Source organism: Nocardioides hankookensis (genome assembly GCF_042658885.1).
Lineage (GTDB): Bacteria > Actinomycetota > Actinomycetes > Propionibacteriales > Nocardioidaceae > Nocardioides > Nocardioides hankookensis.
The window spans coordinates 229,220-242,490 of sequence record NZ_JBHSRJ010000009.1 but is presented as its reverse complement, the minus strand read 5'-3'; the positions used below and the strand labels follow the sequence as shown (position 1 = coordinate 242,490).

15 protein-coding genes are annotated in these 13,271 nt (G+C 72.0%); 6 read left to right on the top strand and 9 right to left on the bottom strand.

The genetic code is table 11. From position 1 onward, the window contains the following. Nucleotides 1-3: 3 nt before the first annotated feature. The 3 genes from ACFPYL_RS20545 to ACFPYL_RS20535 are packed head-to-tail and all read right to left on the bottom strand — an operon-like array spanning nucleotide 4 to nucleotide 3,082. The gene (locus ACFPYL_RS20545; protein WP_379158790.1) at nucleotides 4-1,896 is read right to left on the bottom strand and encodes an ABC transporter permease; all 1,893 of its coding nucleotides are present in this window, start codon (nucleotides 1,894-1,896) and stop codon (nucleotides 4-6) included. Continuing rightward, on the bottom strand, nucleotides 1,893-2,576 hold the full coding sequence (locus ACFPYL_RS20540) for an ABC transporter ATP-binding protein (protein ID WP_379158788.1): 684 nt from the start codon (nucleotides 2,574-2,576) through the stop codon (nucleotides 1,893-1,895). Before ACFPYL_RS20540 ends, ACFPYL_RS20545 begins: the two co-directional genes overlap by 4 nt. Then, nucleotides 2,573-3,082 (bottom strand): PadR family transcriptional regulator, encoded by a 510-nt coding sequence (locus tag ACFPYL_RS20535; RefSeq protein WP_379158786.1) that lies wholly within the window; start codon nucleotides 3,080-3,082, stop codon nucleotides 2,573-2,575. The genes ACFPYL_RS20540 and ACFPYL_RS20535 overlap by 4 nt, the downstream gene beginning before the upstream one ends. A 111-nt stretch (nucleotides 3,083-3,193) precedes the next feature. Here ACFPYL_RS20535 and ACFPYL_RS20530 point away from each other — a divergent pair, with 111 nt between their 5' ends. Together ACFPYL_RS20530 and ACFPYL_RS20525 are read left to right on the top strand one after the other, a co-directional pair. Then, a complete protein-coding gene (locus tag ACFPYL_RS20530) occupies nucleotides 3,194-3,385 on the top strand; it encodes a hypothetical protein (protein WP_379158784.1) in 192 nt (63 codons plus the stop codon). Between the two features lie 19 nt (nucleotides 3,386-3,404). Next, nucleotides 3,405-3,929 carry a ferritin gene (locus tag ACFPYL_RS20525; RefSeq protein ID WP_379158782.1) on the top strand — a complete coding sequence of 175 codons (525 nt, stop codon included), beginning with the start codon at nucleotides 3,405-3,407 and terminating at the stop codon, nucleotides 3,927-3,929. Nucleotides 3,930-3,932: 3 nt separating this feature from the next. Here ACFPYL_RS20525 and ACFPYL_RS20520 read toward each other — a convergent pair whose 3' ends face one another. Further along, nucleotides 3,933-4,973 carry an alpha/beta fold hydrolase gene (locus tag ACFPYL_RS20520; RefSeq protein ID WP_379158780.1) on the bottom strand — a complete coding sequence of 347 codons (1,041 nt, stop codon included), beginning with the start codon at nucleotides 4,971-4,973 and terminating at the stop codon, nucleotides 3,933-3,935. 78 nt (nucleotides 4,974-5,051) lie between these two features. Between ACFPYL_RS20520 and ACFPYL_RS20515 the strand changes: the two genes are divergently transcribed. Both ACFPYL_RS20515 and ACFPYL_RS20510 read left to right on the top strand, forming a co-directional pair. Then, entirely contained in the window at nucleotides 5,052-5,978 is a 927-nt protein-coding gene (locus tag ACFPYL_RS20515; RefSeq protein WP_379158777.1) for an FAD-dependent oxidoreductase, read from the top strand. Nucleotides 5,979-6,006: 28 nt separating this feature from the next. Further along, a complete protein-coding gene (locus ACFPYL_RS20510) occupies nucleotides 6,007-7,464 on the top strand; it encodes a PAS domain S-box protein (protein WP_379158774.1) in 1,458 nt (485 codons plus the stop codon). Here the strand turns inward: ACFPYL_RS20510 and ACFPYL_RS20505 are convergent. The 5 genes from ACFPYL_RS20505 to nucS form a co-directional block, all read right to left on the bottom strand. Then, nucleotides 7,451-7,765, bottom strand: coding sequence for a DUF952 domain-containing protein (locus ACFPYL_RS20505; RefSeq protein WP_379158771.1), 315 nt, complete (start codon nucleotides 7,763-7,765; stop codon nucleotides 7,451-7,453). The genes ACFPYL_RS20510 and ACFPYL_RS20505 overlap by 14 nt on opposite strands. Further along, complete coding sequence (locus ACFPYL_RS20500; RefSeq protein ID WP_379158769.1) at nucleotides 7,762-8,502, bottom strand: class I SAM-dependent DNA methyltransferase; 741 nt, start codon at nucleotides 8,500-8,502, stop codon at nucleotides 7,762-7,764. Before ACFPYL_RS20500 ends, ACFPYL_RS20505 begins: the two co-directional genes overlap by 4 nt. 32 nt (nucleotides 8,503-8,534) lie before the next feature. Continuing rightward, nucleotides 8,535-9,767: a putative glycoside hydrolase gene (locus tag ACFPYL_RS20495; protein WP_379158766.1), complete on the bottom strand. Its 1,233-nt coding sequence runs from the start codon at nucleotides 9,765-9,767 to the stop codon at nucleotides 8,535-8,537. Nucleotides 9,768-10,017: 250 nt separating this feature from the next. Next, a complete protein-coding gene (locus ACFPYL_RS20490; protein ID WP_379158764.1) occupies nucleotides 10,018-10,254 on the bottom strand; it encodes a hypothetical protein in 237 nt (78 codons plus the stop codon). 78 nt (nucleotides 10,255-10,332) lie between these two features. Beyond that, nucleotides 10,333-11,010, bottom strand: coding sequence for an endonuclease NucS (gene nucS, locus ACFPYL_RS20485; RefSeq protein WP_379158761.1), 678 nt, complete (start codon nucleotides 11,008-11,010; stop codon nucleotides 10,333-10,335). A gap of 24 nt (nucleotides 11,011-11,034) precedes the next feature. Between nucS and ACFPYL_RS20480 the strand changes: the two genes are divergently transcribed. After that, the gene (locus ACFPYL_RS20480) at nucleotides 11,035-11,421 is read left to right on the top strand and encodes a VOC family protein (RefSeq protein WP_379158758.1); all 387 of its coding nucleotides are present in this window, start codon (nucleotides 11,035-11,037) and stop codon (nucleotides 11,419-11,421) included. Between the two features lie 60 nt (nucleotides 11,422-11,481). Continuing rightward, nucleotides 11,482-13,269: a 3-hydroxyacyl-CoA dehydrogenase family protein gene (locus ACFPYL_RS20475; protein WP_379158755.1), complete on the top strand. Its 1,788-nt coding sequence runs from the start codon at nucleotides 11,482-11,484 to the stop codon at nucleotides 13,267-13,269. Nucleotides 13,270-13,271 lie beyond the last annotated feature (2 nt).

Genomic DNA, 13,271 nt, shown 5'->3' with positions numbered 1-13,271 from the left:
GGACTACTCGGCGCGGATCTCCTCGGGACGCACCCGCGGTGCGCAGGCGATCATCGACACCAGGGCGACGCCGAGCCCGCCGGCGACAGCCACCAGCCCGAGGACGATGGTCTGCCCCCAGGGGATCGTCGACGCGTCGTCCACGCTGAGGTACGTCGCGCCGGAGAGGGCGCCGAGCCCCACGGCGAGCACCGAGCCGATGACCACCGGTACGGCGGTCTCCAGCCCCTGCGCCCGCCGGATCACGCCGCGGCCGAGGCCGACCAGCTGGAGCGCGACGACCTCCTTGCGACGCTGGGACGCGCGGTCGATCGTGGACACGGTGAGCGCCAGCAGGCCCACGCCGAGCACGACCCCGGCGACCGTCCAGATCACCGTGCGCATGGTGGCCACGAAGTCGTAGTCCTCGTAATAGCCGCCGTTCTGGGCCGCGAAGCCGGCCGCGGCCAGGCGCGCGCCGAGATCGCGGCCAGGTCCGCCGACGACGAGCAGGGTGTGCTCGGTGCTGCTCGGCAGGTCCCCGACCAGGGTCGGCGGGATGATCACGCTGGCGTAGAGCGGGGAGAGGGCGTCGGACGACGAGTACGCGCCGGTGCTCGACATGGTCGGGAGGTCCAGTGGCAGGCGCACGACGGGGACCTCGGTGTCGGACTCGTCGTCGGTGCTGGTCGACCAGGTCACCTGTCCGCCGTGGACGGCGGCGGCGGCGTACTCGGTGAGGAAGTCGCTCTCGTCCGCCGAGAGCCACATGGCCTCGCCGTCCCGGCAGCCGGTGAGCGCGGCGTCGAGCCGGGCCAGGTCGCCGCAGGTCGCGACGATCGCCTGCGTCCCGGTGCCGGCGACGCTCAGGGTGGGCAGGTCGACGACGTCGCGGACGCTGTCGACCTCGGCGAGCCGGGCGGCCGTCTCCGGTGCCTCGGTCTGCCCGGCGAGCACCGTGACGCGCTGACCGCGCTCGACGTCGCGGGCCTGTGTCTCGTACTGCGGGGTGCTCTCGAAGGCGACCAGCACGAAGCGCGCGCCGGTCGCGAGGAACAGTCCGACCAGCAGGGCGGCGATGATGCGGGCCACCCCGGCCGGCTGCGCCTCGAGCCGGCGTACGGCGATCCGCTGGGCGGGTCCGAGCGCGCGACCGGACGTGGCGCGGGTGAGCAGCCGGACCAGCACCGGCAGCACCAGGAGCATGCCGACGGCCGTCAGTCCGACTCCCGCGAAGAGGGCGACCAGCTGCCGGTCGGAGATCTCTTCGTCGTACGGCCCGGAGACGACGACCTCGAGGCAGAGCGCGACGCCGGCGACGAGCGGCAGCAGCCGCCACCAGCCGGGCGGGCGCCGGTCCGCGCGACGGGTGACCGCGAGTGCGTCGTCGACCGACGACCGGGCCGGGGCGACGCTGGCCAGGATCGCGAGCGCCGGCACACCGACGACCACGAGCGCCTGGTCGAGCAGGGTGGGTCTGAAGAACTCACCCCAGGCCGGCCCGGCCGGAGCGTGACCGAGGAGCAGCGGGCGGACCAGCCAGAAGACGCCCCATCCGAGGAGGGCGCCGACAAGCGCCGCGCCGCCGGCCTCGCCGGTCCCGACCAGCCGGGTCTGGTTGGCGGTGAGCCCGATCAGCCGGAGGTTGGCCAGCCGGCGGTCGCGCAGCGAGGCCGAGAGCCGGGCGACCGTCGCCACCAGCACGGCGCAGGGCAGGCCGACCACGGCGACGATGACGGCGACCAGGCGTGGCATCTCGGTCTGGTACGACGTCGCGGTGACCAGCTGGTGCTGGCCGGCGGCGAAGGTGATGAGCAGGATCGCCGCCCCGAGCATCGCTGCCAGCGCCAGCAGGGCCGTCCGCAGCCGCGCCGCGGGGGTGACGGCGAGCCGCAGCCCGAGCCGCAGCGACGTCACGCGACGACCCGCTCGGCGACCCGGCCGTCGCGGACCACGACCAGGTCGTCCAGGTGCGACGCGACGACGTGGTCGTGGGTGACCACCACCAGCGCGGCCCCAGCAGCGGTCGTCACCGAGACCATGGTGTCGAGCACCTGCTCCGCGGTGAGGCTGTCGAGCGCCCCCGTGGGCTCGTCGGCCAGCACCACGGCCGGGTCGTGCACCAGGGCTCGGGCGACGGCCGCCCGCTGGACCTGCCCGCCGGAGACCGCCCCGGTGCGCCGGTCGGCCAGGTCGGCGACCCCGAGGGCGTCGAGCATCTCCAGCGCCCGCTCCCGGGCCTGCCGGGCGCGTACGCCGAGGACCTGGAGCGGCAGCATCACGTTCTCGACGAGGGTGAGCTCGGGGACCAGGTCGCCGAGCTGGAAGACCATGCCCATCCGCGCGAGCCGGCGACGGCTGCGCTCGGCCTCGCCCAGCGCGTCGAGGCGCTCGTCCTCGAACCAGATCTCGCCGGCGGCGGGACGCACCACCCCGGCCAGCGCGTGCACGAGGGTGGACTTGCCGGAGCCCGAGGGCCCCATCACCGCGGTGCGCGAGCCGGGCGCGACCGCCAGGTCGACCGAGTCGACGGCCGTGGTCTCGCCGTACCGCACGGTGAGGCCGCGAGCCTCCAGGACTGCCGGGCCGGGCCTCATCGCAGCTCCTCCAGCCGGGTCCCGGCCTCCTGGATCCAGCGCAGGTCGGCGTCGAGGTGCGCGAGCTCGTAGGTGATCGCGAGCTGCTCGGCGACGTCGGCGTCCTTGCGCTGCGTGGTGAGCTCGCGCATCCGGGCCAGGTGCTGGACCCGTTGGCGGTCGAGGACCTCGGCGGCCGACCGGCCGGAGGTCAGGGCCACGCTGACTCGGGTGTAGAGGTTGCTCATCGCGAACTCCGTCGGCTGTTGGGGGGCGTAGACCCAGGCGGTGATCGCCTCGACGCCGTCCTCGGTGATCCGGTAGCGCTTGCGCTCGGGGCCGTCGACGACCTCGACCTCGGTCACCTCGGCCCAGCCCTTGGTCTCGAAGCGGGACAGCGCGGCGTACACCTGGCCGAACGCGAGCGGCCGGGTGCGCGAGAAGCGGTCGTCGTACCGCTGCTTGAGGGTGTAGCCGTGGGCGGGCTCCTGCTCGAGGAGGGCCAGGAGGGGCAGTGCTGCGCTCATGCCGCCGGACTATACACACTTTGAATAGTGACGCGAGCGAAGGCAGGGACGCAGGTCCGTACGACGTCGTTGAGGTAAGCCTGCCCTTAGCTCCGTGCTACGGTTCCGGCCGTGGGCAAGAAGTCGAAGGTGCGCAAGCTCCCCAAGGTGGAGTGCTGCGTCTCCAAGTCGAAGTGCGGGCGCTGCCCGCTGCGGATGCTGAAGGAAGGCACCCTGCCCGACGGGTATACGGTCAAGAAGCGCAAGCTCGTCCGGGTCGACGGCAAGAAGGTCACCAAGAAGAAGCTTGCGAAGGCAGCCTGACCGACCGAGGAGACCGTCCGTGGCCGCACCCCGTTTCGTCGACCAGCTCAACGTCCAGATCGGCAACGAGCTCTCGGCGCACAACCAGTACCTCACCTGCGCGATCTACTACGACGCGCTGACCATGCCGCAGATGGCCGCCTTCTTCTACGCGCAGGCGCTCGAGGAGCGCGGGCACGCGATGATGATGGTGCAGTACCTCCTCGACACCGACGCCGACGTGACCATCCCCGCCGTCGAGGCGCCGGTCAACGAGTTCTCCGACGTGGTCGGGCCGGTCGAGCTCGCGCTGGCCCAGGAGAAGCGGGTCACCGACCAGATCAACGCGCTGCTCCGCATCGCCCGCGAGGAGTTCGACTTCGCCTCCGAGCAGTTCATGCAGTGGTTCATCAAGGAGCAGGTCGAGGAGGTCGCCACGATGAGCGACCTGCTGGCCGTGGTGAAGCGCAACCTCGACGACGTCGAGGACATCGAGGAGTACGTCGCCCGCGAGCAGGGCGGCGAGGGCGCCGACCCGACGGCGCCGCGCGAGGCCGGCGCCTGAGTCCTAGCCCTGGCTCTGGTCCAGCCAGCGCAGCACGGTCGTGCCGACCTGGGCCGGACGCTCCAGCGGCAGCGCGCTGCCGGCGCCCGTGAACGTCCGCGTCGTGGTCCTCGTCGGGTACGCCGAGGCCTGGGCGGTCCGGGCCGAGGGTCGGGTGAGCGCGTCGGCGCCGCCGTAGAGCAGCAGCACCGGTGCGTCGACCTGCCCGGCACCGAGACCGGAGGCCAGCCGCATCGGCGCCCGGCTGAGCACGTCGCCGCACGGCACCGGCACCCGTCGGGCGGCGGCGGCCCGCTGCACGCGGGCGGGCGCCACAGCGAAGAGCTGCTGGCGGAACGCCGCCGCTCCGGCGGCCGGTGCGGCGGCCGAGCCTGACAGGCACGCGGCGCGCTGGCGGCCGAGCTCCTCCTGCGCCAGCTGGGTCGCGGACCGGTCGGTCCACGACATCAGGACCAGTCCGGCGACGTCGTCGAAGGTGGCCGCCTCGACCTGGGCGATCGCGGCTCCGAGGCCGAGGCCGTGCGTCACGACGTGGGCGGCCGCGGGGGTGCTGCCGAGTCGCGGGTCGGCGAAGTCGTAGCGGCCCGATCGCAGGTGCTGGACGACCTGGTGGAGCACGTCGGCCTGGGCGCCGAGGCAGGTCGAGGTCGGGTGCCCGCTGGCGCCGTACCCGAGCCGGTCGATCACGAGCGAGGTCTCGCCGCGCTCGGCCAGCCTGGTGGCGTAGTCGTAGCCGCGCAGGCCGCGACCGCGCAGGTGCCAGGACCAGCTGCCGGTGCCCTCGTCGTGCACGAGGACGTTGATGCGCAGCGGGCCGCTGCGGCCCTCGATCGCCCGGGCCGGCCCGACCAGCCGGGCGTGCAGCCGGTACGACTCGTTGTCGGGTAGGCACAGGGCGGTGGTCGCGTTGGTGTTCTCGACGTCGAACGACACCGCGCGCGACACGACGCGCGGGGGAGCGGCGGTCGCGGGCGCCGGGACGACGAGCCCGCCGAGAGTCAGGGCGAGCAGTGCGGTCAGGACTCCGAGAAAGGTCAGCCTCACCCTGTTGAACCTACGTCAATAACGCCTGAGGGCGGAATGTGACCTTGCCCGCCCCGCCTCGTGGGCCACACTTCACCCATGCCATCTGCGGGAGGTCGCGACGAGCGGGTGATCGTGGTCGGCGCCGGGGTCGTGGGCCTGACCTGCGCGGTGCGGCTGCTCGAGGCGGGCCTGCGGGTCGACGTGGTCGCGCGCGACCTGCCGCGGGAGACGACGTCGGCCGTCGCAGCCGCACTCTGGTACCCCTACCGCGCGCTCCCGCAGGACCGGGTGATGTCGTGGGCGCGCACGTCGTACGCCGTCTTCGACGCCCTGGCCGACACCGACCCCGAGTCGGGGGTCCGCATGGTCCCCGGCACCGAGGTGCTCGCGGTCGCGCAGCCGGACCCCTGGTGGCGCTCGGCGGTGCCCACGCTCGAGCTCACCCGGGACGTGCCGCCCGGCTGGGGTGCCGGCTGGTCGTTCACGACCCCGGTGGCAGACATGGGCGTCTACCTCGGCTGGCTCGCGTCCCGGGTCGAGGCGCTCGGCGGCACCATCACCCGCCTCAACCTCGCGGCGCTGCCGGCGGTCGGGCTGGTCGTGAACTGCGCCGGGCTCGGCGCCCGGCTGCTCGGCACCGACCGGACCGTGGTGCCGGTGCGCGGGCAGGTGGTGGTCGTCGAGCAGGTGGGGCTCGAGCGCTGGTGGCTCGACTCCTCCGGGCCGACGTACGTCGTGCCGCGCGAGCACGACATCGTCCTCGGCGGCACCGACGTCGAGGGTGACTGGAGCCGGACACCGTCGCCCGCGACCGCGGCCGAGATCGTCGCGCGAGCGACCGCGCTGGTGCCGGAGCTGAGGCGGGCGCGAGTGCTGCGGCACAAGGTCGGACTGCGGCCCGTGCGACCCGCGGTGCGCCTCGAGCGGGTCGGCGACGTGGTGCACTGCTACGGGCACGGCGGCGCGGGCGTCACCCTGAGCTGGGGCGTCGCCGACGAGGTCGTCGCGCTGATCGGTCGTTGAAGGCTCACCCAACCGCTACTCTCAGCGCGTGGAACCCGACGCGGGAGCGCTCTTCCGTGGAGTCTTCGAGACAGCGCCCGACGCCGTGGTCGTCGTGGACAGCGCTGGGGTGATCGTGCGCGCGAACCCGCAGTGCCTCGCCGTCTTCGGCGCCTCGCCGGAGGAGCTCGTCGGCCGGTCGGTCGACGCGCTGGTGCCGATCGGCGTCCGGGGGCAGCACCCGCTGCGGCGTCAGGGGTACGGCGCCGCCGCGAACCCGCGGCCGATGGGTCTGCTGCGGCTGGCGGCCACGCGCAGCGACGGCACCGAGTTCCCGGCGGAGATCTCGCTCGCCCCGCTCGACGTCGACGGCGAGAAGCTCGTGTCGGCCACGGTGCGCGACATCACGGCTCGGACCAAGGAGGAGGAGCGGTTCCGCAACCTCCTCGACGCGACGCCCGACCCGATGGTCATCATCGACTCGTCCACCACCATCGTGCTCGCGAACAAGCAGGTCACCGAGGTCTTCGGCTACCCGCAGGGCGACCTCGTCGGCCAGTCCATCACGCTGCTCGCGCCGGAGGACCGGCGCGACTCCGACGGGACCTGGTTCGCCGAGTACCTCCGGGCCCCGGACGCACGCCCGATGCAGCCCAACCAGGGCGCCGAGGTCCGGCACCGGGACGGCCGCCGGGTGCCGGTCGAGGTGTCGATGGCGCCGCTCCAGACCGACGAGGGCGTGCTGGTCTCGGTCGCGTTGCGCGACGTCACGGAGCGCCTCGAGATGCAGGCGGAGTCCCAGCGGCTCCGCGACGACGTGATCGCCACCGTGTCGCACGAGCTGCGCACCCCGCTGACCTCCATCATCGGGTACGCCGAGCTGATGTCCGACCTCGACGAGAACGACCTGAGCCGCCGGGCCCGCAAGCTGCTCAGCGTGATCGAGCGCAATGCGTCGCGGGAGCTCCAGCTGGTCAACGACCTGCTCACGATGGCGTTCCTCGAGGACGACCGGCTGCGGATGCACCGCGAGCCGCTCGACCTCGAGGTCGTGTGCCGACGGGTCGCCGACGACCTGCGGCTCGCCGCGCGGGAGCGGGCGCTCACGCTCTCCTTCGTCGGCGGCGAGACCGGTCCGGTCGTCGGGGACGTCCACCGCGTGGTCCAGGTCCTCGAGAACCTGGTCACCAACGCACTCAAGTTCACCCACGCCGGCGGCCGCGTCGACATCGCCATCACCGACCACGGCGCGATGGGCGTCATCGAGGTCCGCGACACCGGGGTCGGGGTCTCCCCGGAGGAGAAGGACCGCCTCTTCGAGCGGCTCTACCGCTCACCGCGCGCGATCGCCGACCAGGTGCCCGGTGCCGGGCTCGGGCTGCCGATCGCGCGGGCGATCGTCGAGGCGCACGGCGGGTGGATCGACCTCCAGAGCGAGCTCGGTGTCGGCACCGTCGTCCGGGTCGCGCTGCCGCACGAGGCGCACGGCGACGCTACAGCGGTGTGACCTCGACGACCGCCGCCGGGTCGAGCGCGCCGTACACGTGCGGGAACGTCTCGGTGACGTCCGGCGCCGGCGGCTCCTCGACGACGGGCACGTCGAGCAGGTCGGTCTCGATCTCGAGCAGCACCAGCGGCTCGGTGACGTCGGCGTAGAACGCCGCGCGCACGCCCTCCCACTGGTCGGCGCGGCTGGCGTGGAGGTAGCCCTCCTCCTCGAGCGTCACCCCGCGGGTGGACGTGGTGTAGGCGCCGGACGCCTGCGCGTCGGTCCAGTCGGCCAGGGTCGCGATGTGGAAGATCCTCACGCGCCGATCTTCTCCCACACCGAGACGTGCTTGGTCGACTCCGGGGTGAACGGTGAGCGGTCCCAGTCGGCCCAACGGTCGCGCAGCCGCATCCCCGCGATCCGCGCCATCAGGTCGAGCTCGGCCGGCCACACGTAGCGGAAGGGCACGCTGTTGCGGTGGTACGTCGTACCGCCGTCGTCGCTGGAGTAGTGGTGGGACCACATCAGCTGGGTGGCGGAGTCGTACTCGTCGATCCCGACGTGCTCGTCGGTGTGGTTGAAGACGGCGAACCGCTCGCCCTCGGGGATCCGGCGCAGGACCGGCACGCCCTTCTCGACCACGAAGAAGCCACCGGGCTCCAGATGGGCCGCGGCCGTCTCGAAGCACCTGACCTGGTCGTCCTGCGTCGTCACGTTGCCGATCGTGTTGAAGACCAGGTAGGCGACACCGAAGCTGCCGCCGACGCGCGTGGTCGTCATGTCGCCGATCGTGACCTCGACCCGCTCGGCGCCGGGCTTGGCCCGCAGCTGCGCCACCATCGCCTCCGACAGCTCGATCCCGTGCACCCGGACCCCGCGCTCGCTCAGCGGCAGCGCGACCCGACCGGTCCCGACCGCGAGCTCGAGGGCGGGCCGCCCGGCCGCGAGCTCGGCCAGCAGGTCGACGGTCGGCCCGAGCACCTCCGGCGCGAACATCTCGGGCGAGCCCTCGTCGTAGGTCGCGGCGACCTCGGTGTCGAAGTAGTTGTGGCGCATCCGGCCATGGTGGCCGGGGAGTGCCGGTGCGGCTACCGGATATCCAGGATGGCCGCCGTGGTCGGCGCCAGCCGGACGCCGCGCACGCGCCGCTCGCCCCGCGTGTAGCTGCCGCGCAGCGCGACCGGGCGGGCGGTCGTCGTCGGGTTGACCGCGACGACGCCACGGCTGAACCGGCGGGTCCACGTCCCGTCCGCGGCCTCGACCGCCGGTCCGAGCGGCCGACCGATGCTGCGCGTCGCGGTGGGCAGCCAGTGGCTGGCCTCGTGCTCGTCGGGCACGTAGACGCTCGCACCGGTCCGTCCGTTCCAGCTGAGCAGCCAGGTGGCGCGGTGGTAGGTCTGGCCGACGCGGTCGCCGGCCGGACCATAGGTGACGGCGAGCAACGGGACCCGGCGCGCGGCGAGCCAGCGTGCGGCGTCGAGCTTCCAGCGCCAGTCCGCGCCGGAGAACCTGCCGTCCTGGCCCGGCCAGTTCGTGAAGTGCTCGTTCTCCCAGCCCGAGACGTAGCGGGTCCAGTCACCCAGCGCCCGCTTCCAGTTGTCCCACTCGAGCGAGACGTTGGGCACGGCGAGGAAGCCGGCACTGCGGATCTGCGGGGTGACGTGCGCGAGGAACGAGCCGGTGGCGGCGTACTGCGCCGCGTCGTCCGGGACCTGGGTGGAGACCCGGGCGTCCACGGTCGGGTGGCTCAGGATGGTGAGGACGTCGTCCATCATGACGCCGTCCCACCGGTGCTGCCGCAGCTCGGTCAGGACGTTGCGCGACCAGGTCTGCTGGTAGCCGTCGTCGGCGATGTCCATGGGATAGAGGCCGCGCCAGTCGGACCACTCCAGCATCCGACCGGAGCGGTCGCGCAGGAACCAGGATGGGTGGTTCGCTGCCACCCAGTCGTAGCCCATGCCGGCGGGGAAGCGGCCGGTGACGGACTCGGCCTCCTTGACGACGGCTGACGCGTCCTTGTACATCAGGATCGTGATGCCGGGGTGCTTGCGGCGCAGCTCGGGGATGCGGGGGTACTCCCAGGACTGCATGACGACGACGTCGCCGCGCGCGGCCTCCGGGGTCCGGTCCAGGTCGCCCCAGTCGAGCGCGAGCACGCCGTTCCCGCTCGCCCAGACCGGGGAGGCGGAGCGTGCCGCCGAGGGGCGTCCCTCCGCTGCCGGCGCCGGGGTCGAGGTGGCGATCGCGCCGACCGCGGCGACGATCACCGCCAGCACGCCGGTCAGGCGTACGGCGGTGCGGTGGACGTGGTGCTGCCTCACAGGTGCCCTCCAGGGACGTCGGTCGTGACCGACGTACTCATCGGACGGCGAGCGTCCGATGTGAGGGAGCCGCGCATGACTTAACTTTCGGCGCGGCATCAGCCTCGGGACATAGGCCATCCGGACCGAACGGACTGGGGTCGGGACTGGGTTCGGCGCTGGGGTCAGAACAGGCGGTGGCTCGGGTGGTCGAGACCGCGCGGGTCGTCGCAGGCAACGACGGCGCAGGCGATGCCCCAGTCGGTGCCACTCACGATGATTCTGGAAGCCGCCGGACGACCTCGGTGAGGATGGTCTCGATGCGATCGAAGCGCAGGGTGTGCTCGTCCTGACTGGACCTGACCTCGGTGAGGGTGTCCTCCATGCGATCGAAGCGCAGGGTGTGGTCGTCCTGCGTCGACCTGACCTCCGTGAGGAGCTCGTAGATCGACTCCGTGTCGTTCTCGAGCCGGGCCACGCGGAGCGTCATGCCTGGATCGCTCGTCATGCCTGCCACGGTAGGCCGGATCCACGGCGGCTGCCAGCGACGTCGTGAACCCTGTGGACATCGCGATCGGCCGGCTCGCTAGAAGAGGCGGTGGCTGGGGTCGTCGAGGCCGCGCAGGGCGTCGTAGTCCACGACGGCGCAGGCGATGCCGCGGTCGGTGGCGAGCACGCGGGCCTGCGGCTTGATCTCCTGGGCCGCGAAGATCCCGCGGACGGGGGAGAGCAGCGGGTCGCGGTTGAGCAGCTCCAGGTAGCGGGTGAGCTGCTCGACGCCGTCGATGTCGCCGCGGCGCTTGATCTCGACGGCCACGGAGGCGCCGGCCTCGTCGCGGCACATCAGGTCGACGGGGCCGATGGCGGTGGGGTACTCGCGGCGCACCAGCGTCAGGCCGGGGGAGAGCGTCGCGGGGTGGTCGGCGAGCAGCTCCTGGAGGTGCTTCTCGACGCCGTCCTTCTGCAGGCCGGGGTCGACACCGAGGTCGTGCTGGGAGTCGCTGAAGATCTCGGTGAGCAGGATCCGCAGGGTGTCGTCGGTCTTCGGGTTGGTGACCGTCCACTCGACCTGGCCGTCCTCGGTGGTGCCCTCGCGCAGCGTGCACGGCGGCGACATCCAGTTCAGCGGCTTGTACGAGCCGCCGTCGGAGTGCACCAGCACCGACCCGTCGGCCTTGATCATCAGCACCCGGGTGGCCAGCGGGAGGTGGGCGGTCAGCCGCCCGGCGTAGTCGACCTGGCACTGGGCTACGACGAGTCTCACGGGCGACGAATCTACAGTGGCCCCATGTTCCTGAGCGCCCAGGTCAACCTCTACTGCGCGGACGTCGAGGCATGCGCGGAGTTCTACCGTCGGCTGGGCTGCGCCGAACGGTTCCGTACGCCGGCGACCGGGGCGCCCGTGATGGTCGAGGTGACCGGGCCGGGGTTCACGATCGGCCTGGCGTCGGCGGAGGTCGGCAACGAGTACGGGCTCGGGGTCGAGGCCGGCGGTGAGGCGTCCGAGGTGGTGTTCTGGTGCGACGACGCCGGGTCGGCGTACGACGCTGCGGTGGCCGCCGGCGGGGCGTCGGCCCACGCACCGGTCGACTCGCCCGACGGTCGGCTCCGGTTCGCCTGGGTACGCGACCCCGCGGGCCACCTGCTCAAGCTCGTGCAGCGATTGGATCGTTAAGTTACTGGCGAGTGAACTACGCCATAGTCAGGGCGGTCCCACCGTGCCACGATGCGCCGCATGACTGAGTCGCGCACCTTCACCACGATCGGCGTCATCGGCCTCGGCACCATGGGTGCCGGCATCGCGGAGGTCTTCGCCCGCAACGGGTACGCCGTGGTCGGCGTCGAGAAGGACCAGGACGCCCTGGACCGCGGACGACAGTACCTCGAGCACTCGACGGCCCGCGCGGTGAAGCGCGAGAAGATGACCGAGGCAGAGCAGTCCGAGCTGCTGGGCCGGATCACGTTCAGCACCTCGATGGACGACGTCGCGTCGGCCGACCTGGTCGTCGAGGCGGTGATCGAGTCCCTGGAGACCAAGAAGGCGCTCTTCCGCCAGCTCGACGCGATCGTCGGCCCGGACACGATCCTCGCGACGAACACCTCGAGCCTCTCGGTCACCGAGATCTCGACGGCCAACTCCAGCCCCGGCCGGGTGATCGGCGTGCACTTCTTCAACCCCGCACCGGTGCAGCAGCTGGTCGAGATCGTGCGCACGGTCGTCACCGAGGAGCAGGTGCTCGAGGACGTGAAGGCGCTGATGGCGGCGCTCGACAAGACCCCGGTCATCTGCGGCGACAAGGCGGGCTTCATCGCCAACACACTGCTCTTCGGCTACCTCAACCACGCGGTCTCGATGTACGAGGGCCGCTACGCCACCCGCGAGGACATCGACGCCGCCATGCGGTTCGGCTGCGGCTACCCGATGGGCCCGCTGGCGCTGCTCGACCTGATCGGCCTCGACACGGCGTACGAGATCCTCGAGACGATGTACCGCCAGGGCCGCGACCGCCTGCACGCGCCGTCGCCGATCCTCAAGCAGATGGTCACCGCCGGGATGCTCGGTCGCAAGACCGGCCGCGGCTTCTACACCTACGAGGCGCCGGACAGCCCGGTCGTGGTCGACGACGACCGCACCCCGTCCGCCGACGAGCAGCCGCAGCTGCGTCACGACATCAAGCTCGTCGGCGTCGTCGGCACCGGGACCATGGCGACCGGCATCATCGAGGTCTTCGCCAAGAGCGGGTACGACGTGCTCTTCGTCGGCCGCGGCCAGGACAAGGTCGACGGCGTCGTCGCCGCGATCACCAAGAGCTTCGACAAGCAGATCCAGCGCGGCCGCTCGACCGAGGAGAAGAAGGCCGAGGTGCTCGGCCGGCTGACCGGCTCGACGTCACTCGAGGACCTGAAGGACGTCGACATCGTGGTCGAGGCGATCGCCGAGGACCTGGCGATCAAGACCACGCTCTTCGAGAACCTCGACGACATCTGCAAGCCCGGGGCCATCCTCGCCACGACGACCTCGAGCCTGCCGATCATCGCCTGCGCCCAGGCGACCTCGCGCCCGCAGGACGTCATCGGCATGCACTTCTTCAACCCGGCGCCGATCATGAAGCTCGTCGAGGTCGTCTCGACCGTCTCCACCGACGACGCCGTCACCGAGACCACCCAGGCGCTGGTGGCGAAGGTCGGCAAGGTCGGCGTCTCGTGCGCCGACCGCGCGGGCTTCATCGTCAACGCGCTGCTCTTCCCGTACCTGAACGACGCGGTGAAGATGCTCGAGGCGCACTACGCCACGGCCGACGACATCGACACCGCGATGAAGCAGGGCTGCGCGCTGCCGATGGGCCCGTTCGAGCTGCTCGACGTGGTCGGCAACGACGTCTCGCTGGCGATCCAGCGCGAGCTCTACCTCGAGTTCCGCGAGCCCGGCTTCGCGCCGGCACCGCTGCTGGAACACCTGGTGACCGCGGGCTACCTCGGCCGCAAGACCAAGCGCGGGTTCCGGGACTACTCGACCCGCTGAGT

Excerpts from the sequence above, each read along its gene's own strand:
- ACFPYL_RS20540 (WP_379158788.1), bottom strand. The coding sequence starts at position 2,576 with ATGAGGCCCGGCCCGGCAGTCCTGGAGGCTCGCGGCCTCACCGTGCGG.
- ACFPYL_RS20535 (WP_379158786.1), bottom strand. The coding sequence starts at position 3,082 with ATGAGCGCAGCACTGCCCCTCCTGGCCCTCCTCGAGCAGGAGCCCGCC.
- ACFPYL_RS20515 (WP_379158777.1), top strand. The coding sequence starts at position 5,052 with ATGCCATCTGCGGGAGGTCGCGACGAGCGGGTGATCGTGGTCGGCGCC.
- ACFPYL_RS20500 (WP_379158769.1), bottom strand. The coding sequence starts at position 8,502 with ATGCGCCACAACTACTTCGACACCGAGGTCGCCGCGACCTACGACGAG.
- ACFPYL_RS20490 (WP_379158764.1), bottom strand. The coding sequence starts at position 10,254 with ATGACGAGCGATCCAGGCATGACGCTCCGCGTGGCCCGGCTCGAGAAC.
- ACFPYL_RS20480 (WP_379158758.1), top strand. The coding sequence starts at position 11,035 with ATGTTCCTGAGCGCCCAGGTCAACCTCTACTGCGCGGACGTCGAGGCA.
- ACFPYL_RS20475 (WP_379158755.1), top strand. The coding sequence starts at position 11,482 with ATGACTGAGTCGCGCACCTTCACCACGATCGGCGTCATCGGCCTCGGC.